This window comes from Exiguobacterium sp. s7 (assembly GCF_018618195.1).
Taxonomy (GTDB): domain Bacteria; phylum Bacillota; class Bacilli; order Exiguobacteriales; family Exiguobacteriaceae; genus Exiguobacterium; species Exiguobacterium mexicanum_A.
This window is the reverse complement of record NZ_JACSLO010000007.1, coordinates 18,523-43,594: the sequence shown is the minus strand read 5'-3', so window position 1 is coordinate 43,594 and position 25,072 is coordinate 18,523. Positions and strand designations below refer to the sequence as shown.

Below are 25,072 nucleotides of genomic sequence, written 5' to 3'. Positions count from 1 at the left end.
TCACCTTTCTCCCTCCTTTCAATCATCATTAGAGTTATTGTAAGCGATTTCGGTCAGTTCGACAACTAGAGAGACAGGAATTTCAGGAAACGGTGTCGTATTGTTTAGGCATCAGAAAGGAGAGACGCTATGCGCAAGGAATGGCTCGGTGCTATCAGTTTAACGCTCGCCGCCAGCATTTGGGGCGGGATGTACGTCGTCAGTAAGTATGCGCTCGGCTATATCGAACCGTTCACGCTCGTCTGGATGCGCTACGCCGTCGCCTTTGTCGTTCTGTTTATAATGTGGTGGGCATTCGGACGCGAGCAGATTACCAGGAGCGCCTGGAAGTGGATCGCGCTCGTCGGCGTCATCGGATACGTTGCCTCGATTTCGTTTCAGTTCATTGGCACGAAACTATCCGACGCCCATACGGGATCGCTTGTGACGGCGGCGACGCCGGCGTTCATGGTGATCTTCGCCCGGTTGATCTTGAAAGAGCGGCTCACACCTGTCAAAATCGGGTCACTTCTGTTGGCGACGCTCGGGGTCATCATCGTCGTCGGCTGGCACGTCGAAGGCACGTATTTCATCGGTAGCCTCGTCTTGGTCGGTGCCGCCATCACGTGGGCGCTCATGTCCATCTATGTGAAAATCGCTTCCGAGACGATGTCGTCGTTAACGATCACGACGTTCGCCATCGGCATCGCCTTCGTATTGATGACGCCGCTCATGGGAATGGAAGTGGCCGCATCCGGTTTGCCGGATATGACCACGGTGTTGTGGCTCAGTGTGTTATACGTTGGCATCATTTCGACGGCCGGGGCGTTCTTCTTTTGGAACAAAGGGATCGAACTCATGGATGCGAGCGTCGGGTCGCTGTTTTTCTTCTTCCAACCGCTCGTCGGGGGTTACCTCGGCTGGCTCGTCCTCGACGAACGGCTCGACCGCAACTTCTTCATCGGTGCCGCCTGCATCATCACGGCCGTCACCTGGTCGACACTCACCGAACGACGGCAAAAGCGTGTCCGCGAGACACGTCAAGCTGAGGAGCGCCATATCTTATAACCAAAGACGACCGACCCGCTCTGGGCCGATCGTCTTTTTAAAATCCGTGATGATCGAGTTTGTCTTCGTCGCGCTTCATCTCGAGTTCGAGCCGCTGAATCGCGAGTTTCTCTTGCTCGATTTTGAGTCGAAGTTCTTCTAAACGCGCCTTCCGTGTCTTGTTGAACGTGTCTGCGGCGATGGACACGACGACGATGACCATGATGTAGAAAAAGAAATCCATTTGATACGCCTCCTTTTAGTGTGAGCCGAACAAATCCGTCACCAGCTGTTGTGTGAGGAGCGCCTCACGACCGTCCGTCATGATGGCCGTATCCTCGGTTACTGCCGAGATAAAGTGGTCGATCGCCCCTTGGAAGCCTCGTTGGGTCAGGAGCGTGTCCCATGACCCGAACGTCTTCGTTGAATGGGCGCCGTGCTCGAACCGTTGAAGCGTCACCATCTCATCGACCGTCACGCGAAGTCCGTCCCGGATGGCACTCAGCCCTTCGTGATTGGTCCCGGCCTTGCGGTGCATCGATGTCGTGTGCAGTCCGTATTCGTCTTGCCAGACGTGGCGGGCGAAGTGGAGACCGTTCGCCTCGGTCGTCGCGATTTGGCCCGTCACTAAGCGCAACTCGCTTCCGGCGAAGTACCGGAGCGTGTCGACGACATGCAAATAGTCATCGAGCAATGTGAACTGATAGTCGTGGCCGCGCAATCCGTCCCCGCGATGCTTGACGAAGTCGAGCGTGTGGAATGGGGCTGCTTCTTTCACGTGCTGATACATCGGGGCGAACCGGCGATTGAAGCCAACCATGAGCTTCCGGTTCGTCTGCTCGGCCAGCTCGACGAGACGTTCCGCCTGTTCGATTGTCGCAGCGAGTGGTTTATCGACATACACATCGACACCGTTTGCGAGCAGATAAGAGACGACGTCGAAATGCGTCTCGGTCGAACTGTGGACGAACGCCGCGTCGACGGCTGCCGCGAGCTCGGGCAGTCCCGTGAATGATTCCATCCGGTGGGCCCGACAAATCGCCTCACGTTTGGCGACGGTCGGGGAATAGGCACCGACGAGTTCGAACGACGTGCTGTTCGTTAAAATCGGTAAGTACGCTTTCTGAGCGATGCCGCCGAGACCGACGACACCAATTTTAGGCTGACGCATATGTACCACTCCTTTTCTATCATCATAACGAAAAAAGAACCGAATGACACGTACGCGCGGTGCGTCAGGTCATTCGGTCCTTGCTTATAGGCTGGCACTGAGCACGATGTCGCCCTCGGGTGCCGTGTTGCCCCGTTCGGGTTCTTTCGTGACAGCAACGGTATCCCAGTCCATCTCTGATTCGGTCGAATCGAGCGTATAGATGACGGTCCCGTTCCCTTTGTCGTCCGTAACGAACGCCCCGGTCGGAATCGGCGAGCCGTCTTTTAACAACCAAACTTGATACACTTCGTTCGCTTCGAGCGCATCGAGTCCGTTCGTCTGGACGATGAGCTGGCGCTGGCCGTCCTGTTCGGCGAGGTAAGCCACGCCTTCCGATTCGCCTTCGAGCGGGACGGTCTCGGTCAAGGCGATGCCGCTCGGGTCATCTTGGTTCAAGAGCAGGTAGCCGTTCCCGATCAAGGAGAGCATGAGTGCGGCTGCGAGAGCGAGCGCTCCCCATGGCGTCTTCTGGTTCTTCTTCGTGGCAGTGAACGGTGTGATCGGGGTCGGTTCGTCTGGTTTCGACGCTGTCTCCGTATCGTCTTCTGCGAACACGTTGTCGAGGATGCGTGCCTTCATCCCGCTCGGTGGTTCAGCCGGTTCAGAGAGGAACGCGACGCCGCCGACGAGGGCCTCGAGTTGTTCGAGCTCTTCTTGACACGATTGACATGTCGCGAGATGCGCTTCGAACCGGATGCGTTCGTCTTCCGTCAAATGCTGGTTGAAATAATCAATCAATTGGTCACAAGCGTTCATCGTTCCACCTCCTTATCGATCAAATCATGGGATAGATGCCTTCGTAACTGTTTCAACGCTAATCGAATCCTTCCTTTTACGGTGCCGAGCGGGATGCCACACGCATCGGCGATCTTTTGTTGGCTGAGCCCTTGGAAATACATGAGACGGACGACTTGTTGTTGCTCGACCGGAAGCTCGGCCATCGCCGTCTCGATTTGCGTTCGCTCTTCTTGCCATTCGACCTCGGTCTCGACGGATGGGGCCGGGGACGGGATGGCTTCAGCGTAAGACTCGTCTAGTTGCAGGTCGGGTTTTCGTTTGCGAATCAAGTCGATCGTGACGTGACGGCTCATCGTGAACAGCCACGATTTGAATTTTCCTTTTGAGTCATCATATACGCCGCCGCCGCGCCACAGCTTGATGAATACTTCCTGCATCGCTTCTTCGGCGAGGTCGCGGTCTTTCGTCAACTGCATGACAAAGGCATACAGGATTCGTTCGTAGCGATCATAAAGTGCCTCGAGCGCTTGTTTGTCTTTTTGCCTGACGCGCTCGTACAATTCAATATCAGTCATGGCTGTCTCCTTTATCCATAAGGGAATCCCTTGTATTGATCTAACGGATGAAACCGTGAAATGGATGCCTATTTGAGGTGACTATTTTGTGAACGGTCGTTATGTAGTCCCGTGTTTAACGGGAGCATGTCGACGTCGCGTCACCGAGGCGGCGGAAGAGTTTCAAATTCAAGGCGCTGAGCAGTCGGTACGTCATAAAACTAATGAACGTCGCCGTGAGGAGCGTGACGAGAAGTGCGGGTCCGTTCGAGAGCCATTGTTGCCAAAATGAATATGTCCGTATGCCGAACAAAAAGGCGAAGACAAGTCCGAACCCGATCACGATTCCGCTATACTGACAGTAGTAGCGGCTTAAACGATTTTTCATGTTGCACGTCCTTTCTCCTTTTACTATACGAGAAGGGGTATGGCGACACAAGGAGGATGACGATGAAACGATTTACAAAGGAAGGTCGGACGCTCATCTGTTTTGATTTCGACGAGACGTACTTCCCGCATGCTTGCTCTGTTGACCAGTTAATACGATTGCGCCAACTCGAAGATTTTCTCGATATGTACTCGCATCGCTTATCGACGATGTGGGTGACGGGGAGTTCGCTCGAGACGATTATGGAGAAAGTGAAGCGGGCCGAGATGCGTTACTTCCCACATCGAATTGCGGCGAGTCTCGGGACAGAGCTGTATCAAGTGACGGCGTCCGGGCAACTAGAGCTTGATCCCGGTTATTCGTCACGTTTTCCCGATGATTTTTCAGACCGCGTCACCCAAGTCGTCGACAGGCTAGGGCGAACACTCACGATTGAACCACAGACGAATCTTGGCACAAGCGGCTGGATGCACAATTATTATTACTTCGGCGAGAGCGAGGATGAGCTCGAGCATATTCGTTCGAGTGCCGGTGACTTCGGGATTGCGGTCAACATCAGTCGTTGCAACCCGCTCGCCGGGGATCCGGCAGACGCCTACGATATCGATTTCATCCCACGAGGGGCGGGGAAAGTCGCTGCAGTCGACTACGTGTGCGACCGATATACGTTTCAAACCGAGCACGCCTACGCGTTCGGGGACAGTGGGAACGATTTAGGAATGTTGAGGTATGTCGGCAACGGCTATGTGCTTGGTAACGGGACGGAAGAAGCCAAACGAGAACATGGTCGTGTCACCGAGGGCATGTATGCGGATGGGATTCTAGAAGTGTTGCATCGAGCGATGCGATAGACGAACTCAAGCGCTGGCGACTAGACGTAGCGCTGCGGTCTCCACCCGCTCGAACAAATGCGTTCTCAGCCGATAAGTCGTCAAATCGAGCGGCAGACGCCGTTTCCAAAGCTCGGTGAACACCTCGGATAGGACGGCCTCGGCCAAGTCGGCTCGCGTCGTCAAGCGGAGGGCGAGCGAATATAAGATGCGCTCATAACGGTCGTACAGCAGTTCGAGCGCGGAAGTGTCGCGGTTTACTATGTGTGCGTATAAATCGTGATCGGATATGAATGACATGGTGGACTCCTTTTGAAATGAGACTATCTCGGGTTAAGTTGCGGGAAAATGACGTAACCTTCTTATTTCACTTATAAGGTGAGCGTAAACGGTTACTTGCTGATTCGAGCACATTCAAAAAACACCCGAGGTCCGCGTCTAGCGGCCAGGCGGGTGTTTTTGGGTTAAAACGACGTATAACAGTGAGGGCATGTCTGGGTGTTCCCACCGGACCGTTTGAACGTTTTCTTACAGTTCGGACACGTGACGGTCTCGGTGTCTTGGCCGAACAGGCTGCCGCGGTTGAATAAGACATTTCGCAAATTTGGCAAGGCTTTGGCGGCATAAATCATGGAGATGAATAGGACGATGGCCAAAACGGCCAACATGACATATGTCATAACGGGCGTACCCCTTTCGCAAAAGATTCATTTCTTCTAGCATACGGCAAATCGCTCGAACGCACACCTCTAGACTGGAGTTACGAACAAATGTTCGATATAATAAAGGTAACAAAAGGAGGGAGATCAGATGAGGCAAGAGGTCATGCGTTGGATGCGGAACGGACAAGTCGTAGAAATGGTGTATATCGATCGGAACGGGGTCATTTCAAAGCGACGCGTCAAACTGATGAAGCTGCAAGGCGATCGACTTGTCGCGTGGGATATACGCAAGAAGGCCCGTCGGACATTTTGTATGGAACGTGTCCTCGCCTGTCTCCCGACGATCGAACGAGATTCAGGACGAGAGGAGGGAATTGGATGACACCACTTCCGAAATGTTCGGCGCCGGCCGAACGGGCGCTCAAGGCCGCCTATATCGATACGCTCGAACAGTTGGCCACGTATACGAAGCAAGAGATTGCGGCCTTACATGGGGTCGGGCCAAGTGTGCTACGAATCTTGGAAACCGCGCTTCATGAGCAAGGACTTCGGTTCACCGACAGCGAAATACATTCCTAGTCCCGTCCTGGACTAGGAATTTTTTGGTTGGGCGATTGCATTGCACGTAAAAAGGGAAGTAATATATTTGTCATCTCCATTACAGCCTAATATCTAGTACCATGACGATAAGGTTTGCGAACCTAGCGACACCCATGAGAAAGGAAGTACACAGCATGAGGACGAAACGTTTATCCGCCATTCTAGAAAATGAGATGGATGACATCGAACGCGATCCATGGGTGACCGGAATTGAGACAGATTCCAGAAAGGTCAGTCCAGGGAATTTATTTATCTGTATCCGCGGTTATACGGTGGACGGACATGAATTCGCTGAGGACGCCGTCTCCAAAGGAGCGGTTGCTGTCATCTCGGAATACCCGCTTGATCTTGAGGTGCCGAACCTTGTCGTCGCGGACACGAAGCGGACAGCCGGCGTGGTGGCCAGTGCCTTTTATGACCACCCCTCACATCGGATGCGTATTTACGGTGTCACCGGTACGAATGGCAAAACGACGACCGCGACATTGACATATGATCTATTTCGTCTGTCCGGACGGCCGGTCGGGATTGTCAGTACGATTGGAGCACGTTATAAAGATCAAACATTAAAAACACCAAATACGACGCCGGAAGCCGTCGTCTTACATCGTATTTTGGCCGAGATGGCGGATGCCGGCGTGACCGACTGTGTCGTCGAAGTCTCCTCGCATGCAATGATGGAAGGACGTGTCGAAGGCGTCCGATTTCACGCGGCGGCGTTCACGAACTTGACGCATGACCACTTGGATTACCATCGCTCAATGGACGAGTACGCCCGGGCCAAAGCCCGATTATTCGAACAAGTCGAAACGACAGACGGGGACGCCATTATTTTGAACGCCGAAGACCCGGCCAGTAAAACGATGGCCGCCTTTGCCCCGACCCGTCGACGTATCATGTATAGCACGCATGCGGACGTACCGGCCGATATCCAAGTCATTTGGCATGACCAAACGGTAGTCGTCAAAATGAACGCACTGACGATTGAGGCGCCGGTCCGCTTCATGGGCGCATTCAACGCCGCCAACCTGGCTGCGGCCATCGGTCTCGTCTCGACGTCGGAACTGATGTTGCGCTCCATCATCGCCAACGTGCCAGGACTCACGCTTCCAAAAGGTCGTCTCGAGCGACTTGATACGGAAGATGGCGAGATTTATATCGACTATGCCCATACGCCGGACGGACTCGAAAAATGTTTGTCGACGCTTCAGCAAGGTGAGCGAGAGCTCGTGGTCGTCTTGAGCGCGGCCGGAGACCGAGATCCGACGAAGCGGGCAGAGATGGGTCGAATCGCGAGCCGCTATTCAGACGATTTAATCGTGACGGTACATGACGTGCGGACGGAAGACCCGAGGCACATCATCGATGGATTGCTCGAAGGTGTTGATTCGAACACGCATTACGTGACGTTCGAGGAACGGCGAGATGCTTTGCGCCATGCAGCGCAACAAGCGCTCGTCGGGAAACGGATCGTCGTCGTCGGAAAAGGTCATGACCATGTCGAACGCGTCGGACAAGAGTCGATTCCGTTCAACGAATCGGACATTTTGCTCGATGAATTAAAAAAATTAAAAGGCCAAGAACCGGCCGTTTAACGAAACGATGACAGCTGTCATCGTTTTTTAATGTGTAATTTTTGCAAAAGAAGGTAATTACTCTTACTGTAACGCTATCGAAGGAGGGAACTACACATGTCAGTTTTGTACAAAGAGTTCACAAATGATGAAGAAGTCGTGACCGCCATTCAATCGATGAAAGCGAAAGGGATTGAGGACAAGCACATTTATGTCGTCACCCATGACGATGACCGGACCGACCGTGTGGCCGATAACGCCGACGCGAATACGGTGACGGCATCAGACGTCGGCCTGAGGACGGCCGCAAAAAATGTATTCCGTAAAAAAGGGGACGAGCTCCGAGCCCAATTCGAACAGCTCGGCTTCTCATCGACCGAAGCGGACCAACTCGAGAAAAAATTAGACCAAGGCAAGGTGATTGTCGTCGTCAAAGACGCACCAGCCGGATTCACTTTATAATTCCACCACCATGGAGAATACAGGGACAGGGCTGAATCGATGGATTCAGCCCTGTTTGTTAGTCATGGATCCGAACGACGGTCCGACCGCTCAGTTCGCCGCGCATCATCGCCTCAGCGTGGCGAGGGACGTCATGCAACGGAATCTCATGAATCATATGGTTGAGCACGTTAGAATCAAGCAGCTCATCCAGTCGTTCCCACGCCTTCAGACGACGTACGATGGGTTGCATGACCGAGTCGATGCCGATTAATTTGACTCCGCGCAAAATAAACGGATAAACAGTTGTTGGAAGGTCGGAACCGCCGACAAGTCCGCAAGCTGCAACGGCACCTTCATAACGCGTTTGACTCAAAATATTCGCAAGAGTGGCCCCGCCAATCGAATCGATTGCCGCGTCAAACCGCTGTCGAGCTAACGGACGAACCGCTCCCTCAAGCTCGTGTCGATCGATGACGGTGTCAACGCCAAGTGCTTGCAAGTAAGGGGAGTCTGTTTTTCCTGTGGATGCGATGACGTGATAGCCAAGTTTATGAAGTAAGATAATCGAAAAACTGCCTACGCCTCCAGTTGCACCTGTAACTAGCACTTCTTCCCCCGGTCGAACGCCAGCGGACTCAAGCGCATCGATAGAAAGCATAGCTGTCAATCCAGGTGTCCCGATCGTGATGGCATCACGCATGTCCATACCTTTAGGCAGTTTTACAAGCCAGTTTCCGGGAACTTGTGCAAATTGACTGAATCCGCCGAAATGTCGTTCGCCGATCCCGAAACCGGTGGCGATGACTTCATCGCCGGCTTTGAAGTCGAGATGATCGGACTCGACGACTTTGCCGACAAATTCACATCCAGGGATGAACGGGTATTGGTTAATAATTTTTCCGGGTTCGGTAAGACCGAGGGCGTCCTTATAATTGAGTGCGGAATAATGAACCTCGACGAGGACGTTACCGTCTTCTTCTTTTGGAAGCGCGTCGAGTTTGACGTCCGTCACCTTGGCGTGAAGATGGTCATCCGTCTTGTCGAGGACGAGTGCTTGAAATGATTCGTTCATGGTCAATTGGCCCCTTTCGCTGATACGTATTCTATTCCTTTGTTATGATTCCCTACCTGCCAAAATATATACACGAATGTTTCGTTCTAACAGGGAGTGGAATGGTACAATGAAAGAGATTCAACTAGAGTGAGGAGGAATGAAGCATGCGGCACGACGACTATGAGTTTGATGAAGAAGTAGAAGAAGGCGAATTGTTTAACGTATACGACATTCTGCCACCGGATGGTACCATTCTTGAGATGGCAACGGCCGAAGAGATGGTACGTGCGGCGGAACTCGAGGCGACACATAATGCGCTCGAGCGAATCCAAGACTCAAACTTTCAGTTGTCAGGGGTAACCTTTAAAGAGTTGCTGGCAGAGTTCGAACGATACGAGCAAGAATCGATGGAATTCTGGACAGGCGTTTATAGCCGATTGCGCATTCCATGGGCATGGACGATTCGAATCGATGTGGCCAACGGTCCGATTCACGTCGTTAATGACCGCGACATCTTTATCGATGAAGCGGACTTCGAAGAGTATGATTTCGAGGAATATGCTGATGATGATTACGAAGAAGAAGACAATCAATGAATCCAAAAACGTCTTTCCCTTATTCGGGGAAAGACGTTTTTTTGCTGTCGAGGAGAGCAACACGGATGCGCGTTACTTCTGTCGCTCCGAACCAAAGCCCGACGCTACATAAGATGGCGACACCGCTCACCATCGCTCCGACAATCGCCGTGTCCCCAATCATCGTGAACGACAATCCGAGACTGAACAAGCCGAAAAATAATAATCCTCCTGCAATCGTCTTCATGACTTAGCCACCCTTTCTCTTTTCATCTGTCTCTAGTGTAAGCGGTTGAGCCTAAAAAGGGTGGCTGAATTTTATACCAGGTGAAAAATCAGTCTAGGTCATACACCGAATACGTCTTGCCATTCTCGAACGGCTCGTCTAGCAAGTGTTTCGCCAAGATGCGGGCGACCGTCTCAGGGGTGCGCAATCGTCCTTCCGTCACATAGGAGCGGAACTGTTCAACGTCACGGAACGCGTCTTCTGACGAGGCCCGAATGCTTTCCTGCATCGCGGTGTCCATGACGCCTGGATTGAACAAGGCGACTTTGTCGTCCGTATCGGTCAATTCAAGGGCGACCGTCTCGGTGAAATGATCGAGCCCGGCTTTCGTCGCACAATAGGCACTCCAGCCCGAGATGGGGCGCTTGGCGGCCCCAGAGGTCACATGGATGAGCGAGACGGGCAAGTCGTATGCGAGCACCGCGTTCGTCAAGAGCATCGGGGCGAGCAAGTTGGCTTGGACGTGAGCGATAAGCTGCGTAGCATCCAATTGACCGGCCCGGTGAATCGGTTCAATCAACGCCGCATTTTGGACGACGAGCAAGGACGTTGCCGTCTCGATGAGCGGCTTCATCTGTCCAATCGCGGCCAGTGTGCTTGTCGGATCAGCTAAGTCGACCTTGACGTGACGGAACGAGGCATCGGTCGCCTGCGTCCGTGAAAAATTGACGACCTCATAATCACGCTTCAATAGTTCCTCGGCGATGGCACGGCCGAGGCCGCGCGATGCACCGGTCACGATGGCTAGTTTCATGACAGTTCCTCCTATTCGTGAATCGTCTTCCGGTACCCGTAAAACGGACGGAAGTTCAGTTTTTCGTAATACGTGTGGGATGAAGCACTCGCGAGCATCTCGAGACGCGTTTCGGGGTAGAGCGCATGGACGTGTGACAACAACTGCTCGCCAATCCCGAGGCGACGGTGCGAGGCCGCGATGAGCAGTTCGCACACGTACAGGCTCACGGTTGTGTCGGTCAACCCACGCAAGTAGGCAATCACCAGTCCTTCTGACTCGACGACATAGGCAACGTTCGATTGCCGCCACGCCTGTTTCGTCAAGTCATGTTGTCGGACGAGTTGACTCCAACCTTCCGCTTCATTCAATGCTTGAATCTGTTCAAAATCGGCTTCTTCATAAGGACGAATGACCATCAACCTTCACCTACTTTCATTTCAATGGCTTTCATGAGGTCGAACGCACCATCTGACTCGTTCGAACAGACGACCGAGACGATGTCTGTGTCCGGATAGTAAGCAGAATGAAAACTGACGCCGGGGTCATAACCCATGACATGATATTTGAAGACGTGTCGCTTCGCATCCAATTGAATCCACAGACCGTATCCATAATGTGCGCCTGTTTCGTTCACTGGCACGTGAGGCGTGAGCAACCGTGACGTCATCTCCTCCCCGAGCAGGCGATGAGCGAGCAGGGCGTTCCAAAGTTTGGCCATATCTTGTGCCGTCACGAACGCGCCGCCGTCCGCGCCGCCTTTGACGGGAATCGAATAGTGGTTCGTCCGCCACGAGCCGTCCGCATTGTCGATATACCCGAGCGCCGTGTGCGCCGGTAAGGCATCGAGGGAGAAGTACCCCGAATCGGTCATGTCGGCCGGTTTGAACACGAATCGTTCGATATAGTCCGAGAACGTCAACCCGCTCGCTTGTTCGATGATGAGGCCGAGCAGGATATACCCGGCATTATTGTATTGGAACACGCCCCGTTCTTGTCGCATCGGTTCGTGCTGGAACATCGGGAGAAAGTCACGTAGCTGCCTGATGTGATACATTGGACGCTGTCGCCACAATTCCTCGAAATCGTCCATGACAGACTCGTCGAAATAGTCGGGGATGCCGGACGTGTGGGTGAGCAACTGTTCAACTGTCACGGCTGGGTCAAATCGGGGGAAGTCGATGTCCAAACTCTCGCGGAGTGTCGACGTAAACGACAATTTTCCTTGTTCGACGAGCTGGCAGATGGCAATCGCTGTGAACAGCTTACAGCCCGAAGCGATGCCGAAGCGGGTCGACGTTTGATTTTCGATTTGTTCGGCCCGATTCGCGTAGCCTTGCTGAAGTTCGAACAGGATGTCGTCTTGTCGCATGACGAGCGCCGATCCAGAAAAAGTAGATGAGACTTCATAGCGTGACCAGTCAGGACTCATGGTTGACCTCCAACTTCTAATTTTAAGTTTACATTCATCAACAAATGAACGTTACATTTAAACATTAACCTAAATAATGGAAAAGGTACAGGCGGTGTTTCGTTAACGTGATACGATAGAATAGTACGTTTAGATGGGGAGCGGGAAAACATGGAACAATTTTGGTTAGGTTTATTAGTTGGATTGATTTTGGTACTTGTTGCGCAGAAGATACTTCAATCACGTAAAGAGGTGGACGGGGCGTTTGCACATTTCGGTAACCACGTTAAAGACGTCATTTATATATTTGAAGTCAAACCGACGTTTCGTTTTCGTTACATAAGTCCTTCCCTTGATTTGTATTTAGGTGAGGGTGTTGTAGCGGAAAACTATGAAAATCCAGATGATTGTTTTCGTCGTATTCACCCAGATGATTATCAAATTCTCATGAATAAAGTCTCAGGAAAGATGAGTTACGATGAGGCTATCTCGCAACGTTGGCGAACTAATGACGGTCGTTACTTGCGTTTTGAAGAATACACGACTCCGATTTATAAAAATGGTGAGATTGTAGCTGTACAAGGAATCATTAGGAATGTAGAAGCGGCTGTAATGAAACGTGAGGAGTTAGAATATGTGAGCCGTCATGATGAACTCACTGGGGTTTTGAACCGACGTGCCTTTAATGAAACAATTGATTGTCTCTCTTTTAAAAAAGTAGGGTTGATAGTCATCGATTTAAATGACTTGAAGAAAATTAATGACCATCAAGGTCATTCGGCTGGTGATTTGTTACTTCAGAAAGCGGGACTCCTCTTGCAAGGGTTAAGCACAAACGTTTATCGGATTGGAGGCGACGAATTTGTTGTATTAACTGATCAACTACAACAAGATAAATTGCTAGATTTGACGGTTTCCATTAGAAGCGTGTTTGAATCGAATGATATTTCAGCCGCTGTCGGTGCAGCTTGGGAGGAACAGTTAAACGATTTCAAGAAATTGTATGATCAAGCGGATCAAAACATGTATGAACAGAAGAATAGAAGTAAGACAAATCGACACGTTCCTTGCTAAAAGATATCAGCAAGGAACGTGTCTGTTTGTCTAAATATATTATTCACCCATCGCTTCTTCACGCTCGGTGTCTGTCGTATCGAGATTGTTCAAGTATGCCTCATAACGCGGCAACCAGTAGCGATACGATGTCCAGACGAGCCCGCTCGTCGTCGCGACCAAAGCGAGTGTCGCTGGCCAGAACCAGCTCGACACGATCCCGTCCGCATAGGCGAGACCGATTGGTGAGAAGACGAAGTAGACGAACACCATCGAAGCAATCAGGATGATTGACGTCGAGATGGCATGGCGCCAAGGTTTGACGCGACCGAGGTCGATGCGAATCGGATTGATGTGTTGCATCGGACGAACTTTCGCGAACACGAGCATGATGGCCGTCTCGAGGACGAACAAAATCCCGTAAATGTGAATGAAGTTAATGCCGAGGTCGAAGCCGAACCACTGCTCCGTTCCCCAAACGAGGAAGTAATACGTGACGACGTGGAAGCCGATGACGAGTTTCGCGGCGATCGGCGGCACCCGCTTCACGAGCATCCCGATTAAGACGATGACGAGAATCGGGATGTTGAAGAAGCCGGTGAAACGGCGAATCAAGTCCCAAAGGCCGTCCGGTGCATACATCAAGTTTGGAGCGACGAAGAACGAGACGAGCGCGACGAACGTCCCGAACCATTTGCTGACCCGAATCAAGTCTTTGTCTGATGCGTCCGGTTTGAACTTCGGCTTGTAAATATCGAGCACGAATAGCGTAGCGATACTATTCAACAGCGAGTTGAACGAGCTGAACACGGCACCGAGCAAGACGGCGAGGAAAAAGCCCATGAGCCACATCGGCAACAAGTCGGCAATCAAGCTCGGATAAGCGAGGTCGGCCTTGTCGACGTTCGTGCCATACAAATGGAATGCGATAATCCCCGGGAGCAACATGAAGATTGGGACGAGCAACTTCAAATAGCCGGTGAAAAGCACTCCTTTTTGACCTTCGGCCAAGTTCTTCGCCCCGAGTGCCCGTTGAATGACATATTGGTTGAGTGCCCAATAAAATAAGTTCGCAAAAATCATCCCCGTGAAGATGGACAAGAACGGAACGGAATCGTTCTCTGAACCGATCGCGTTTAGTTTCTCCGGATTCTCGGTTGCGATCGTCTTCATCCCATCAACAAGATTGCCGTCACCGAGCGCGATAAAGCCAAGCGTCGGGACGAGGAATCCGATGATAATCAAGCCGATTCCGTTCAACGTGTCAGAAACGGCAACGGCACGGAGTCCTCCGAAAATGGCATACACGGCACCGATAATCCCGATGAACCAAATGACCATCCAGAGTGATTGCTCGAAGCTGATCCCGAGCAGGGCTGGTACGTCAAACAGTTGCAAGACGGCCAGGCCGCCTGAATAGAGCATCGATGGAATCGTGACGCACATATAGCCGAACAAAAACAACAGGACCGTCAAGCGGCGGACGTCCTCGTCATACCGCTGGCTCAAAAACTCGGGAATCGTTGAAATTCCGATGCCGAGAAAACGTGGAAGTAAGAAGAGGGCCATGATGATGGCGGCGATGCCGGCCGTGACTTCCCATGCCATAGCGGACATATTGCCGGCAAACGATTGGCCGTTCAAGCCGATCAATTGCTCGGCCGACAAGTTGGTCAATAAAAGCGATCCGGCGATGAATAGACCGGTGAGACCACGTCCAGCCAAGAAATAATCGTCGGCACTCTCGACTTTTCCTTTCGTCATGCGGTATGACACGTATGCGACGAGACCCATGAAGAGAGCCCCTGTGATCAATATGTAAACAACTTGTTGAATGGTCAACGAATATCCCTCCCTCAATCTCTTCTTATTTATAAGTACTTTTCATGAATACCCGTCCTAAATCATGATTATTTCCCATTTTCTCTTTTGTAAAAGAACTGTAATAAACATCACGACAAAAAAGACACCTGAGATGTCAGGTGTCAGAAAAAGCGTAGCAACGAAGTCGCGACCGTGAAATAAATGATCAAGCCGAGGTTGTCGACGACCGTCGTGATGAAGGGGCCCGACGCCACGGCCGGATCAAGTTTCAATCGATTGATGAGGAGCGGCACGAGCGTCCCGACGATGGTCGCCACGCTGAGTGACGCAAAGATCGACAGACCGACGATCATCCCGATCAAGGCACTGTCGTACAAAACGGTGATGACCCCAAAGATGACGACCATGCAGGCGAGACCGAGCAAGACGCCCGTCCCGAACTCACGGCGAATCATCTTCAACACGTTCTTTCGATTGATCGTCCCGAGTGCGATTGAACGGACGGCGACGACGAGCGATTGGGTGGCGGCGTTCCCGGCCGAACCCATGACGAGCGGCATGAAGACAGCGAGCAGGACGATCGCTTCGAGTGTATCCTCGAAGCCACCAATCGTCGACGCGGTGATCATCCCGAGAAACATGAGGCTGATAATCCAAGGGGCCCGTTTTATCGCTGCTTCGACCGGTCCCATATTGATGTCGGACGATCCTTTTGTCGCTGACAGCTCCTCAAAGTCCTCGGTCGTCTCCCGTTCGATGACATCCATGACATCGTCGACCGTGATAATTCCGAGCAAGTGGTCCTCGCTGTCGATGACAGGCAAGGCCAATAGATCATATTTTTGAACGGTCCGCGCCAAGTCCTCTTGGTCGGCGAGGACGTGGGCCGATACGACGCGTCGGCCCATGATATCCGCAATTTGCACATCGAGCGGGGAGACGATCAAATCGCGTAGCGAGACGACGCCGACGAGCCGGCGATCGGTGTCGATGACATACAGGTAATAGATCGTCTCGGCTTCCGGTCCAAGTTCGCGCAAGTCTTCGAGCGTCGCACCGACGGTCTTGTCCGCTTTCAACACGATAAACTCGGTCGTCATGATGGCGCCGGCCGTATCATCCGGATAGCGCATTAAGTCTTTGACTTCGGTCGCCTCGGTCTCGTCCATCAACTCGAACAGTTCGTTCATGAAATCGTCCGGGAGCTCGGTCATCAAGTCGGCGGCGTTATCCGAGAACATGTCGTTCAACACGCGTACGGCGAACGGACGCGGCATCTCTTGGATGAACTGTTCTTGTTCATCGAGTTCGAGCTTTTCAAATAGGTCGGTGAACGCCTCCGGGGACAAGGCATCATAGACGAACTGGCGACCCGGTTGCTCGAGCTCAATGAAGAGGTCGGCTTGTTCGCCCGGATGGAGTGTGAGAAACACGTCGCGGAAATCGACCGGGTCCCCTTTTTGGATGAGCGCTGTCACTTGGGCTTCATGACGGGCGCGTTCTGTACGTTCGATTGCCATCGACTCACTTCCTTTTCACATCATTTGTCTATATTATGTCACGACTTTAGTCGGGCTCAAACAAAATCAAAAAAATGTTATGAATTTTTTTCACAATCTATACAGTATGTATACGTCTCTCTCCTCCGATTTGAGGGGACGCACCGTTTCTCGAATGGTTGTTCATTCATGCCACGTCATCATCTATGCACTTTAGTGTGGAATCCACCACAGTCCAAACGTCGGACTTGCCCACCTCGGAATTGGGTAAGTTGATAATGTAAGGGTAGAAACACACCCGAATCACAAGGAGGAAGCGAGATGATATCGATGACGGATCAACAAACCGCACGGGATACAACGCTGAAACATCCGATCCACGTGTATTCAGAAATTGGTGAACTTAGGACGGTACTATTGAAACGACCAGGGCGTGAGCTCGAAAATTTGACCCCAGAATATTTGGAACGACTCTTGTTCGACGACATTCCTCATCTTCCGGTCATTCAAAAAGAACATGACTACTTTGCGAGCGTGCTCCAAAATCGTGGCGTCGAAGTACTCTATCTAGAAAATTTGATGGCGGAAACGTTATCACTACCAGGGGTGCGCGAACGATTCGTCGCCGATATCTTGGCGGAGTCAAAATCGAATATCAACGGCTCGTACGAGACACTTAAAGAATATTTGCTCGCCTACGACAACGAAAAATTGATTGAAACCGTTATGGCCGGCATTCGCAAGTCTGAGATTAAGCCAGAGAAACGGCGCCACTTGCACGAGATGATTGAGGACACATACCCGTTCTATCTCGACCCGATGCCGAACTTATATTTCACTCGTGACCCATCGGCAGCCATCGGGAACGGGCTATCCATCAACCGGATGAAAGAGCCGGCTCGCCGCCGCGAATCGTTGTTCACGCAATATATTATGCGCTATCATCCGCGATTCGCAAAACACGACATCCCGATCTGGTCGGACCGCGACTACCGCTTCGCGATGGAAGGTGGAGATGAGCTCGTTCTCTCGAAAGAAGTCGTCGCCATCGGGATTTCCGAGCGGACGACGGCCCAAGGGATTGAACGGGTCGCTCTCAACTTGTTGAAAAACGGCGGCACGTTCAAGAAAGTCATCGCCATCGAGATTCCGAAGTCGCGCGCGTTCATGCACCTCGATACGGTCTTCACGATGGTCGATCATGACAAGTTCACGATTCACCCGTTCATCCAAGGGCCAGGAGGCAAGATGAACATCTTTGAACTGACGTTGAACGCCGAGGGTGAACTTCACATCACGCAGCACACGGATCTGTTGAACGTGTTGAAAGCCGCACTCGGTCTCGATGAGATCGTCTTGATCCCATGTGGGGGCGGAGACCCAATCGCCGCTGCCCGCGAACAATGGAACGATGGGTCGAACACACTCGCGATTGCTCCAGGCGTCGTCGTCACGTACGACCGTAACTACGTCTCGAACGAGTTGCTTCGCTCAGAAGGCGTCGAAGTCATCGAGATCATGTCGAGTGAATTGTCGCGTGGCCGTGGGGGCCCACGCTGCATGAGCTGTCCGATTATCCGCAAAGACATTTAACGAGGAGGAAACGAGCATGTCTACAACGTACAACTTTGATTTGAAAGGCCGTCATTTTCTATCATTGAACGATTTTTCAGGGGATGAGTTGAACTATTTGATCGATTTATCGGCCGCCTTCAAACGTCAAAAGAAACAAGGCGTCCCGCATCGAATCTGTGAAGGAAAGAATGTGGCGCTGTTGTTTGAGAAACCTTCGACGCGGACGCGTTGTGCGTTCACTGTGGCGGCCATCGATCTAGGCATGCATCCGGAATACCTCGGGAAATCGGATATCCAGTTTGGCAAAAAAGAATCGGTGCGCGACACGGCGATCGTGCTCGGGCGTATGTTTGACGGCATCCAATTCCGCGGCTTCGCCCATGACACGGTCGAAGGGCTGGCCAAAGACGCCGGTGTCCCGGTATGGAACGGGTTGACGGATTTGTATCATCCAACGCAAATCTTGGCCGACTTCTTGACCGTCAAAGAACAGAAAGGCGAGCTGTCTGGCATCCGCTTCGTCTACGTTGGTGACGGGCGCAACAATATGGGTAACACGCTCCTCATCGGTGGTGCCAAAGTCGGGATGGACATGCGTATCTGTGCGCCGAAATCGCTTTGGCCGTCGGATGAAGTCGTCGATTTTGCCCGCTCGGTCGCTGCCGAGACAGGGGCGAAGATCACGTTGACCGAAAGCATCGACGAAGCGGTCGCCGACGCCGACGTCATCTACACGGACGTCTGGGTGTCGATGGGCGAAGAGGCCGAGTTCGCCGAGCGCATCAAACTGCTTCACCCATATCAAGTGAACATGGACATGCTCACGAAGACGAATAATCCGGACGTCATGTTCCTCCACTGTCTGCCTGCCTTCCACGACTTGGAGACCGAAGTCGGCCGGGCGATCCATGCGGAGTACGGGTTGAGCGAGATGGAAGTCACGGATGAAGTGTTCCGGAGCCGTCACTCCTTCGTCTTTGACGAAGCCGAGAACCGGATGCATACGATTAAAGCGGTGATGGCCGCGACGCTCACCGACACGAACGAATGGCTTGAACGCTGACGGATGGGAGGGGATCTCCCCTCCGGCCCGTACTAAACGAAAGGGATGAGTTCAATGTCTACGAAAATAGCGCATGACTCAAGTGGAACGGCTGGCGTGCAACCAGAGAAGAAAGATCGACGTTTAGGGCTCGGGGCGCTGACGGCACTCGTCGTCGGTTCAATGATCGGCGGCGGCGCCTTCAACTTGGCGGCCGACTTGGCCCAAGGTGCGAACGCGGGAGCGATTTTGATTGGGTGGGTCATCACCGGAATCGGGATTATCGCCCTCGGACTCAGTTTTCAAAATTTGACGATGCGTCGTCCGGATCTCGATGGTGGTGTGTACAGTTATGCCCGTGCCGGCTTCGGTCAGTTTGTCGGGTTCAACTCGGCGTGGGGCTACTGGCTATCCGCGTGGCTCGGCAACGTCGCCTATGCGACGCTTCTGTTCAGTTCGGTCGGCTATTTCTTCCCAATCTTTGAAGGCGGTCAAAACATCGCTTCGATCATTGGTGCCTCGATTATGCTATGGCTCGTGCATTCGTTGATTTTACGTGGTATCCACGAAGCGTCGATGATCAACATCATCACGACGATTGCCAAACTCGTACCGATTTTTGCTTTCATCACCATCACCTTATTCTTCTTCAACCTCGATAATTTCACGTTCGATTTCTGGGGACAGGGTGGTTTCTCATGGGGTAGTGTGAGAGACCAGGTCGTCTCGACGATGCTCGTCACACTATGGGTGTTCATCGGGGTCGAAGGGGCGGTCGTCTTATCTGGACGGGCCCGCAAGCGCTCGGACGTCGGGAAAGCGACGGTCATCGGATTGCTCGGGACGCTCATCATCTATCTGCTCATCTCGGTCATGTCGCTCGGTCTCATGAATCCAGAGAACGTGGCGAACGCCTCGCAACCGGCGATGGCGTACTTGCTCGAGTCAGCGGTCGGACCGTGGGGCGCGATGCTCATCAATGGCGGTCTCGTCATATCAGTTCTCGGAGCATGGCTCGGCTGGACGTTGCTCGCCGCTGAGATCCCATTCGTAGCCGGGAAAGACGGCGTGTTCCCGAAATGGTTCACGAAAGAGAACAAAAACAATGCGCCGGCCAACGCGCTTTGGCTCACGAACGGGTTGATCCAGCTGTTCCTCTTCACGTTCCTGTTCTCGGATGCGGCGTATAATTTCGCGTTCTCGCTCGCCTCGAGCGCCATCTTGATCCCGTACGTCTTCTCGGCCTTCTATCAAGTCAAAGTCGCGAAGAACGGCATCGGCTACAATGCCGGTGAACGTCGGACCCGCGACCTCATCATCGGAGCCGTCGCCTCGATTTACGGGATTTGGCTCATCTATGCGGCCGGAATCGACTATCTGCTCTTGACGACGTTACTGTACGCACCAGGTACGTTGCTCTACATCAAGGCGCAACGTGAGAACGGCATCAAGACGTTGACGAAGACGGAGTGGATCGTGGCCGGTGTCTTGACCGCGCTCGCCATCTTGGCCGTCGTGCGCATCGTCTCAGGAAATATCTCAGTCTTTTGATCGGGGGAAACCAATATGCGGAATAAACGAGTAGTCATCGCACTAGGTGGAAATGCGATTCAACAAGGTAAAGATGCGACGGCCGAGGCTCAAATTCGAGCCGTTGAGGCGACGGCGGAATCACTGGCCGCGCTTGTCGCCGAAGGGATTGAGGTCATCATCACCCATGGCAACGGGCCGCAAGTCGGAAATTTGATGTTGCAGCAGGCTGCGTCGGACAGTCCGGCGACGCCGGCCTTGCCGCTCGACGTTTGCGGGGCGATGACACAAGGGATGATTGGCTATTGGTTCGAGAACGCCCTCACGAAAGCACTGAGATCTCGTGGTTTGGAACGTTCGGTCGCACCGATCGTCACGCGGTCGGTCGTCGACCCGAACGATAGTGCCTTCAGTCACCCGACGAAGCCGATTGGTCCTTTCTATGACGAGGCGGAAGCGCAGCAGCTTGAACGGACGACCGGTTATGTGTTCAAAGAAGACGCCGGTCGCGGCTATCGCCGTGTCGTCCCGAGCCCGTTTCCAGTGGCGATTCTTGAGCACGCGGTCATCCGTGACCTCGTCGCCCATGAGCACATCGTCGTCGCCTCTGGCGGCGGGGGGATTCCTGTCATCGATACAGCCGATGGCTATATCGGCGTCGAGGCGGTCATCGATAAAGATTTTGCCGCTGCGAAACTCGCCGATCTCGTCGACGCCGACATGCTCCTCATCTTGACGGCCGTCGAGCACGTGTTCGTCGATTTCGGGACACCGTCGGCCCGGGCGCTCGAGGAGACGACGAAAGAACAACTCGAGACGTTTATCGCCGAAGGCCAGTTCGCACCGGGCAGCATGTTGCCGAAAGTTCGGGCCGCCCTTCAATTCGCCGAATCAGGACACGACCGGGTTGCCGTCATCACGTCGCTCGAACAAGCCCTTGCGGCGGTCCGAGGTGAGGTCGGGACGCGCGTCCGACTCGCCGCGACGCTCCAACAATAAGCTCAACGCCACAGACATCAGCGTCTGTGGCTTTTTTCCTGAATTGGCTGCTCGTCGTTTTTTATGGTCCGACATGGGGAAGGAATGTTGTATGTCGATTTAGACATTGCTATCATTTTGAGTGTAAACGTTTGCACAATTAAGAAGGGGAGTGACGAAGAGCGGCAACGCTCGATCTTATGCGTCTATTTGAAGAGGAGAACGTCTATACGCAACAAATGAAACCGCAGGCAGATGATCGGGCAATCGTCCAAGGGAGCTGCTATCGCTTCACGGTACTGACGAGCCAACTGATTCGGATGGAGTATGCCGAGGATGGGGTGTTCGAAGACCGGCCGACCCAAGTCGTCTTTAACCGGGCGTTCGCAGTCCCAGAGTTTCGCGTGATTGAGAATGAGACGGAATTGCAAATCATCACGGAGCACGTCCACCTCTACTACACGAAAGGGCCGTTCGCGCCGAACACGCTTTACGTCGACGTGAAAGGGAACTTCAGTACGTATTATAGCCGCTATACGTTTAACGGACCGGAGCGGACGTTGAAAGGGACGGCGCGAACGCTCGACCATGTCGACGGGGCGACCGAACTCGGTGAAGGCATCGCCTCGAAACAAGGGTATGCCGTCATCGATGACTCTGATTCGTTCATCATGACCGAGGACCGTTTCGTCGAACCGCGGCGTAAACATATCCATGACTTGTACTACTTCGGGTATGGGCATGAGTATAAGCGCGCACTCCGTGACTTCTATCAATTGACCGGCCCGACGCCGCTGTTGCCACGAAAAGCGCTCGGCAACTGGTGGAGCCGCTATTGGCGCTACGACGAGACGGAATATAAAGAACTCATGCGTCGGTTTAAGACAGAGGACATCCCGTTCTCGGTCAGCGTCATCGACATGGATTGGCACGTCACCGACGTCCCGGAAGAATACGGGAGCGGATGGACGGGTTATTCATGGAATAAGAACTTGTTCCCGGACCCGAAAGGATTCTTGACGTGGCTCAAGCAAGAAGGGTTGCTCGTCACGTTGAACTTGCATCCGGCGGATGGCGTGCGTGCGTTCGAAGACCAATATGTGGCGATGGCCGAGGCGATGGGCATCGATCCGTCCCAAGGCGACCGCATCCCGTTCGACTTTTCCGATAAACGCTTCATTCAAGCCTATTTCGAGCAGATGCATCATCCGCATGAAGACGACGGCGTCGATTTCTGGTGGATCGACTGGCAACAAGGCTCGACGTCGAAAATGGAAGGGCTCGACCCGCTCTGGATGCTGAACCACTATCATGCGGCCGACATCGCCCGGGATGGCGATCGACCAATCATCTTCTCCCGTTATTCGGGCCCGGGCAGTCACCGCTATCCGGTCGGTTTCTCGGGAGACACGTTGATTTCGTGGGCGTCGCTTGCGTTCCAGCCGTACTTTACGGCGACCGCTTCCAATATCGGCTATGGTTGGTGGAGTCACGATATCGGTGGCCATTACCGAGGCTCAAAAGACGATGAGCTCGCCGCACGTTGGGTCGCGTTCGGTGTGTTCAGTCCGATCATGCGCCTGCACTCGACGTTCAGTACGTTCAACGGGAAAGAGCCGTGGCGCTTCGGTCTCGAGGCGGAGCGGTCGATGAAGACGTTCTTGCGTCTGCGCCATCAATTGATCCCGTACATCTATACGATGAACTGGCGGAACCACGCGGGTGCCTTGCCGCTCATCTTACCAATGTATTATGAACATCCGGACGAGGACGCGGCGTATGAAGTACCGAACGAATACTACTTCGGCAGTGAACTCATCATCTCTCCGATCGTCGAGCCGATGAATAAACAGCTCCACGTCGCAGCGACGAACGTCTGGTTACCAAAAGGTGACTGGTTCGATTTCTTTACCGGTCATCGCTATGCGGGAGAGAAGTCGGTTCGGGTGTTCCGGGGACTTGACGAACAAGCAGTGTTCGCGAAAGCAGGGGCAATCATCCCGATGGCACGGCATTACTCGGGCCGTAACGATACGGATAACCCGGGCGAATTGGAAGTTCTTGTCTTCCCGGGCGCGTCGAATACGTTCACGCTCTATGAAGACAACGGGTCGGACCGTGACTATGAGACGGGTGCTTACGCTGAGACGACGTTCACGCTTGATTGGGAGGAACGGAAGCTCCACATTCACGTTACAGGTGACCGGACCGTCTTGCCGTCTGACCGTAACGTCACGTTACTCCTCCGAGGCGTGACCGGTTCTGGTGAATACAATCGAGAGACCCAGACACTGCGCCTCGAACTCGGTCCGATTGATGAAGAGATGACGGTGTCTCTCCCGGTCGAATTGACGGCGAACGATCACCGGCTCGATCGTTTGTATCGTTTCTTGGACCGCGCCGAGATTTCTTATGATTTAAAAGACAAGTTGTATCGATCGGCGGCAGCGAAGACGCGGCTCGAGGCATGGCTGTTCGATTTGCACGCGCTTGAACTCGACCGTGACCTGCAAGATGCGATCATGGAGTTGATGCTCGATTGAATAACGTGCTGTGACGAAGAGGGTGAAAGCCCCTCTTTTTTTTTTGTCAGAAAATCGTTGGATTTTGTAAGCGTTTTCAAATTGAATCCAACTATACTAAAAGGAGAGGCAAGATAGATTGGAGGGTTCAACATGAAACCGAAATGGACCGTAGACGACTTGCGGCAACTCGATGTATTCACCAAATGTACCGCCCGTGAGCTCGAGGCACTGTTGCCCCATGTCTATTGTCGAACGTACCGGAAAGGACAGCTCTTATTCATGGAAGGCGATCCTCGGGAGCGCGTCTACTTTTTAATCAGCGGTTACGTGAAGCTCGAGCGCAACAACGAGACGGCGACCCATCAATATACGGACTACTTGAAACCGAAGCAACTGTTCCCGTATCGTGGCTTGATGACGGAACCGTATTATCAACATTCGGCGGAGGCGTTGACCGATATCGAGGTCATCTATATGCCGACGGACCGATTCGAACAACTCGTCTCTCGGAACGCGTCGATGTTACTCCATATCGTCGGACAGATGAATCGGATTCTCGACTTGCACGAACGACGGGTGCAGGATATCATCACTCCGAGTGCGACCGAACGCGTGCTCAACACGATCCATTACTTGATTGAAGACCTCGGGGAACCGGAAGCAGAGGGGGTTCGCGTCCGGTGTCCGTTCACGACGATTGAAATCTCACGCTTATCCGGTACGTCACGGGAGACCGTGTCGAACATCTTATCGCGCTTACGAAAAGAAGAGGTGCTTCACTTCGATGCGCGTGAATTGATGATTGGCCATCCCGAATACTTTGAACAGACGACGGTATGACGCCACGTGATATACGCGGCGTCTTTTGCATGTCTGGCTAAGCGAAGCGTTCGCCATGGTCGTGTGCATCAGTTATAATTAGTGAGAATCCTCACAAAGAAAAGTTTTGGATAGTATA

The 25,072-nt window shown here is 52.9% G+C and carries 28 protein-coding genes; 14 read left to right on the top strand and 14 right to left on the bottom strand.

All coding sequences use genetic code 11. The features are described from left to right. Positions 1 to 129 precede the first annotated feature (129 nt). Positions 130 to 1,047, top strand: a complete 918-nt coding sequence (locus KNP79_RS10090) for a DMT family transporter (RefSeq protein ID WP_214796545.1) — start codon at positions 130 to 132, stop codon at positions 1,045 to 1,047. A 37-nt stretch (positions 1,048 to 1,084) separates the two neighbouring features. On the opposite strand, the gene KNP79_RS10085 is transcribed toward KNP79_RS10090, so the two are convergent. From KNP79_RS10085 to KNP79_RS10065, 5 genes are all read right to left on the bottom strand, one after another. After that, positions 1,085 to 1,270 (bottom strand): hypothetical protein, encoded by a 186-nt coding sequence (locus KNP79_RS10085; protein WP_021065953.1) that lies wholly within the window; start codon positions 1,268 to 1,270, stop codon positions 1,085 to 1,087. A gap of 15 nt (positions 1,271 to 1,285) precedes the next feature. Beyond that, positions 1,286 to 2,197: a Gfo/Idh/MocA family protein gene (locus KNP79_RS10080; RefSeq protein WP_034779532.1), complete on the bottom strand. Its 912-nt coding sequence runs from the start codon at positions 2,195 to 2,197 to the stop codon at positions 1,286 to 1,288. Between the two features lie 84 nt (positions 2,198 to 2,281). Beyond that, positions 2,282 to 2,995, bottom strand: coding sequence for an anti-sigma factor (locus KNP79_RS10075; RefSeq protein ID WP_034779530.1), 714 nt, complete (start codon positions 2,993 to 2,995; stop codon positions 2,282 to 2,284). Further along, on the bottom strand, positions 2,992 to 3,552 hold the full coding sequence (locus KNP79_RS10070) for an RNA polymerase sigma factor (RefSeq protein ID WP_214796550.1): 561 nt from the start codon (positions 3,550 to 3,552) through the stop codon (positions 2,992 to 2,994). Before KNP79_RS10070 ends, KNP79_RS10075 begins: the two co-directional genes overlap by 4 nt. Positions 3,553 to 3,667: 115 nt before the next feature. Then, positions 3,668 to 3,919, bottom strand: a complete 252-nt coding sequence (locus KNP79_RS10065; protein WP_214711245.1) for a hypothetical protein — start codon at positions 3,917 to 3,919, stop codon at positions 3,668 to 3,670. A gap of 62 nt (positions 3,920 to 3,981) precedes the next feature. Between KNP79_RS10065 and KNP79_RS10060 the strand changes: the two genes are divergently transcribed. Next, positions 3,982 to 4,770: an HAD family hydrolase gene (locus KNP79_RS10060; protein WP_215192243.1), complete on the top strand. Its 789-nt coding sequence runs from the start codon at positions 3,982 to 3,984 to the stop codon at positions 4,768 to 4,770. A gap of 6 nt (positions 4,771 to 4,776) precedes the next feature. Here KNP79_RS10060 and KNP79_RS10055 read toward each other — a convergent pair whose 3' ends face one another. Together KNP79_RS10055 and KNP79_RS10050 are read right to left on the bottom strand one after the other, a co-directional pair. After that, complete coding sequence (locus tag KNP79_RS10055) at positions 4,777 to 5,049, bottom strand: sigma factor (RefSeq protein WP_215192242.1); 273 nt, start codon at positions 5,047 to 5,049, stop codon at positions 4,777 to 4,779. 164 nt (positions 5,050 to 5,213) lie between these two features. Then, a complete protein-coding gene (locus KNP79_RS10050) occupies positions 5,214 to 5,429 on the bottom strand; it encodes a hypothetical protein (protein ID WP_235420224.1) in 216 nt (71 codons plus the stop codon). A 130-nt stretch (positions 5,430 to 5,559) separates the two neighbouring features. On the opposite strand from KNP79_RS10050, the gene KNP79_RS10045 reads away from it, so the two are divergent. From KNP79_RS10045 to KNP79_RS10030, 4 genes are all read left to right on the top strand, one after another. After that, complete coding sequence (locus KNP79_RS10045) at positions 5,560 to 5,793, top strand: hypothetical protein (RefSeq protein WP_029594535.1); 234 nt, start codon at positions 5,560 to 5,562, stop codon at positions 5,791 to 5,793. Beyond that, positions 5,790 to 5,990, top strand: coding sequence for a helix-hairpin-helix domain-containing protein (locus KNP79_RS10040; protein WP_029594536.1), 201 nt, complete (start codon positions 5,790 to 5,792; stop codon positions 5,988 to 5,990). Before KNP79_RS10045 ends, KNP79_RS10040 begins: the two co-directional genes overlap by 4 nt. 155 nt (positions 5,991 to 6,145) lie before the next feature. Next, positions 6,146 to 7,606, top strand: coding sequence for a UDP-N-acetylmuramoyl-L-alanyl-D-glutamate--2,6-diaminopimelate ligase (locus tag KNP79_RS10035; RefSeq protein WP_214823393.1), 1,461 nt, complete (start codon positions 6,146 to 6,148; stop codon positions 7,604 to 7,606). Between the two features lie 96 nt (positions 7,607 to 7,702). Continuing rightward, the gene (locus KNP79_RS10030; protein WP_215192240.1) at positions 7,703 to 8,047 is read left to right on the top strand and encodes a YflT domain-containing protein; all 345 of its coding nucleotides are present in this window, start codon (positions 7,703 to 7,705) and stop codon (positions 8,045 to 8,047) included. A 58-nt stretch (positions 8,048 to 8,105) separates the two neighbouring features. On the opposite strand, the gene KNP79_RS10025 is transcribed toward KNP79_RS10030, so the two are convergent. After that, positions 8,106 to 9,101 carry an MDR family oxidoreductase gene (locus tag KNP79_RS10025; RefSeq protein WP_138858656.1) on the bottom strand — a complete coding sequence of 332 codons (996 nt, stop codon included), beginning with the start codon at positions 9,099 to 9,101 and terminating at the stop codon, positions 8,106 to 8,108. Positions 9,102 to 9,247: 146 nt separating this feature from the next. Between KNP79_RS10025 and KNP79_RS10020 the strand changes: the two genes are divergently transcribed. Next, the gene (locus tag KNP79_RS10020; RefSeq protein WP_034779522.1) at positions 9,248 to 9,679 is read left to right on the top strand and encodes a hypothetical protein; all 432 of its coding nucleotides are present in this window, start codon (positions 9,248 to 9,250) and stop codon (positions 9,677 to 9,679) included. 19 nt (positions 9,680 to 9,698) lie between these two features. Here KNP79_RS10020 and KNP79_RS10015 read toward each other — a convergent pair whose 3' ends face one another. The 4 genes from KNP79_RS10015 to KNP79_RS10000 form a co-directional block, all read right to left on the bottom strand. After that, positions 9,699 to 9,905, bottom strand: a complete 207-nt coding sequence (locus KNP79_RS10015) for a hypothetical protein (protein WP_034779520.1) — start codon at positions 9,903 to 9,905, stop codon at positions 9,699 to 9,701. 88 nt (positions 9,906 to 9,993) lie between these two features. Further along, complete coding sequence (locus KNP79_RS10010; RefSeq protein ID WP_214823391.1) at positions 9,994 to 10,698, bottom strand: SDR family NAD(P)-dependent oxidoreductase; 705 nt, start codon at positions 10,696 to 10,698, stop codon at positions 9,994 to 9,996. 11 nt (positions 10,699 to 10,709) lie between these two features. Beyond that, complete coding sequence (locus tag KNP79_RS10005) at positions 10,710 to 11,096, bottom strand: GNAT family N-acetyltransferase (RefSeq protein ID WP_214823390.1); 387 nt, start codon at positions 11,094 to 11,096, stop codon at positions 10,710 to 10,712. Continuing rightward, positions 11,096 to 12,109, bottom strand: a complete 1,014-nt coding sequence (locus tag KNP79_RS10000) for a serine hydrolase domain-containing protein (RefSeq protein WP_215192238.1) — start codon at positions 12,107 to 12,109, stop codon at positions 11,096 to 11,098. Before KNP79_RS10000 ends, KNP79_RS10005 begins: the two co-directional genes overlap by 1 nt. A gap of 150 nt (positions 12,110 to 12,259) precedes the next feature. On the opposite strand from KNP79_RS10000, the gene KNP79_RS09995 reads away from it, so the two are divergent. Further along, on the top strand, positions 12,260 to 13,162 hold the full coding sequence (locus KNP79_RS09995) for a sensor domain-containing diguanylate cyclase (RefSeq protein ID WP_052090191.1): 903 nt from the start codon (positions 12,260 to 12,262) through the stop codon (positions 13,160 to 13,162). A gap of 39 nt (positions 13,163 to 13,201) precedes the next feature. Here the strand turns inward: KNP79_RS09995 and KNP79_RS09990 are convergent, their stop codons facing one another. Both KNP79_RS09990 and mgtE read right to left on the bottom strand, forming a co-directional pair. After that, positions 13,202 to 14,983: a solute:sodium symporter family transporter gene (locus KNP79_RS09990; RefSeq protein WP_034779516.1), complete on the bottom strand. Its 1,782-nt coding sequence runs from the start codon at positions 14,981 to 14,983 to the stop codon at positions 13,202 to 13,204. A 143-nt stretch (positions 14,984 to 15,126) separates the two neighbouring features. Continuing rightward, positions 15,127 to 16,485, bottom strand: a complete 1,359-nt coding sequence (gene mgtE / locus KNP79_RS09985; RefSeq protein ID WP_214823387.1) for a magnesium transporter — start codon at positions 16,483 to 16,485, stop codon at positions 15,127 to 15,129. Positions 16,486 to 16,827: 342 nt separating this feature from the next. Here mgtE and arcA point away from each other — a divergent pair, with 342 nt between their 5' ends. From arcA to KNP79_RS09955, 6 genes are all read left to right on the top strand, one after another. Further along, the gene (gene arcA / locus KNP79_RS09980; protein WP_034780161.1) at positions 16,828 to 18,057 is read left to right on the top strand and encodes an arginine deiminase; all 1,230 of its coding nucleotides are present in this window, start codon (positions 16,828 to 16,830) and stop codon (positions 18,055 to 18,057) included. Between the two features lie 16 nt (positions 18,058 to 18,073). Beyond that, a complete protein-coding gene (argF, locus tag KNP79_RS09975; RefSeq protein ID WP_214753539.1) occupies positions 18,074 to 19,102 on the top strand; it encodes an ornithine carbamoyltransferase in 1,029 nt (342 codons plus the stop codon). Positions 19,103 to 19,156: 54 nt separating this feature from the next. After that, positions 19,157 to 20,632: an arginine-ornithine antiporter gene (gene arcD, locus KNP79_RS09970; protein WP_214753541.1), complete on the top strand. Its 1,476-nt coding sequence runs from the start codon at positions 19,157 to 19,159 to the stop codon at positions 20,630 to 20,632. 15 nt (positions 20,633 to 20,647) lie between these two features. After that, a complete protein-coding gene (arcC, locus tag KNP79_RS09965) occupies positions 20,648 to 21,610 on the top strand; it encodes a carbamate kinase (RefSeq protein WP_214753543.1) in 963 nt (320 codons plus the stop codon). Between the two features lie 179 nt (positions 21,611 to 21,789). Then, a complete protein-coding gene (locus KNP79_RS09960) occupies positions 21,790 to 24,132 on the top strand; it encodes a glycoside hydrolase family 31 protein (protein WP_214753545.1) in 2,343 nt (780 codons plus the stop codon). Positions 24,133 to 24,264: 132 nt separating this feature from the next. Beyond that, entirely contained in the window at positions 24,265 to 24,954 is a 690-nt protein-coding gene (locus KNP79_RS09955; RefSeq protein WP_214753547.1) for a Crp/Fnr family transcriptional regulator, read from the top strand. The last annotated feature ends 118 nt before the right edge of the window (positions 24,955 to 25,072 follow it).

Excerpts from the sequence above, each read along its gene's own strand:
- KNP79_RS10025 (WP_138858656.1), bottom strand. The coding sequence starts at position 9,101 with ATGAACGAATCATTTCAAGCACTCGTCCTCGACAAGACGGATGACCAT.
- KNP79_RS10085 (WP_021065953.1), bottom strand. The coding sequence starts at position 1,270 with ATGGATTTCTTTTTCTACATCATGGTCATCGTCGTCGTGTCCATCGCC.
- KNP79_RS10005 (WP_214823390.1), bottom strand. The coding sequence starts at position 11,096 with ATGGTCATTCGTCCTTATGAAGAAGCCGATTTTGAACAGATTCAAGCA.
- KNP79_RS10000 (WP_215192238.1), bottom strand. The coding sequence starts at position 12,109 with ATGAGTCCTGACTGGTCACGCTATGAAGTCTCATCTACTTTTTCTGGA.
- KNP79_RS10060 (WP_215192243.1), top strand. The coding sequence starts at position 3,982 with ATGAAACGATTTACAAAGGAAGGTCGGACGCTCATCTGTTTTGATTTC.
- KNP79_RS10070 (WP_214796550.1), bottom strand. The coding sequence starts at position 3,552 with ATGACTGATATTGAATTGTACGAGCGCGTCAGGCAAAAAGACAAACAA.
- KNP79_RS10020 (WP_034779522.1), top strand. The coding sequence starts at position 9,248 with ATGCGGCACGACGACTATGAGTTTGATGAAGAAGTAGAAGAAGGCGAA.
- KNP79_RS10045 (WP_029594535.1), top strand. The coding sequence starts at position 5,560 with ATGAGGCAAGAGGTCATGCGTTGGATGCGGAACGGACAAGTCGTAGAA.
- KNP79_RS10050 (WP_235420224.1), bottom strand. The coding sequence starts at position 5,429 with ATGACATATGTCATGTTGGCCGTTTTGGCCATCGTCCTATTCATCTCC.
- KNP79_RS10040 (WP_029594536.1), top strand. The coding sequence starts at position 5,790 with ATGACACCACTTCCGAAATGTTCGGCGCCGGCCGAACGGGCGCTCAAG.
- KNP79_RS10075 (WP_034779530.1), bottom strand. The coding sequence starts at position 2,995 with ATGAACGCTTGTGACCAATTGATTGATTATTTCAACCAGCATTTGACG.
- KNP79_RS10090 (WP_214796545.1), top strand. The coding sequence starts at position 130 with ATGCGCAAGGAATGGCTCGGTGCTATCAGTTTAACGCTCGCCGCCAGC.
- KNP79_RS09955 (WP_214753547.1), top strand. The coding sequence starts at position 24,265 with ATGAAACCGAAATGGACCGTAGACGACTTGCGGCAACTCGATGTATTC.
- KNP79_RS10055 (WP_215192242.1), bottom strand. The coding sequence starts at position 5,049 with ATGTCATTCATATCCGATCACGATTTATACGCACACATAGTAAACCGC.
- KNP79_RS10030 (WP_215192240.1), top strand. The coding sequence starts at position 7,703 with ATGTCAGTTTTGTACAAAGAGTTCACAAATGATGAAGAAGTCGTGACC.
- KNP79_RS10065 (WP_214711245.1), bottom strand. The coding sequence starts at position 3,919 with ATGAAAAATCGTTTAAGCCGCTACTACTGTCAGTATAGCGGAATCGTG.
- KNP79_RS10015 (WP_034779520.1), bottom strand. The coding sequence starts at position 9,905 with ATGAAGACGATTGCAGGAGGATTATTATTTTTCGGCTTGTTCAGTCTC.
- argF (WP_214753539.1), top strand. The coding sequence starts at position 18,074 with ATGTCTACAACGTACAACTTTGATTTGAAAGGCCGTCATTTTCTATCA.
- arcD (WP_214753541.1), top strand. The coding sequence starts at position 19,157 with ATGTCTACGAAAATAGCGCATGACTCAAGTGGAACGGCTGGCGTGCAA.
- KNP79_RS10035 (WP_214823393.1), top strand. The coding sequence starts at position 6,146 with ATGAGGACGAAACGTTTATCCGCCATTCTAGAAAATGAGATGGATGAC.
- KNP79_RS10010 (WP_214823391.1), bottom strand. The coding sequence starts at position 10,698 with ATGAAACTAGCCATCGTGACCGGTGCATCGCGCGGCCTCGGCCGTGCC.
- mgtE (WP_214823387.1), bottom strand. The coding sequence starts at position 16,485 with ATGGCAATCGAACGTACAGAACGCGCCCGTCATGAAGCCCAAGTGACA.
- arcC (WP_214753543.1), top strand. The coding sequence starts at position 20,648 with ATGCGGAATAAACGAGTAGTCATCGCACTAGGTGGAAATGCGATTCAA.
- KNP79_RS09995 (WP_052090191.1), top strand. The coding sequence starts at position 12,260 with ATGGAACAATTTTGGTTAGGTTTATTAGTTGGATTGATTTTGGTACTT.
- KNP79_RS09960 (WP_214753545.1), top strand. The coding sequence starts at position 21,790 with ATGCGTCTATTTGAAGAGGAGAACGTCTATACGCAACAAATGAAACCG.
- KNP79_RS10080 (WP_034779532.1), bottom strand. The coding sequence starts at position 2,197 with ATGCGTCAGCCTAAAATTGGTGTCGTCGGTCTCGGCGGCATCGCTCAG.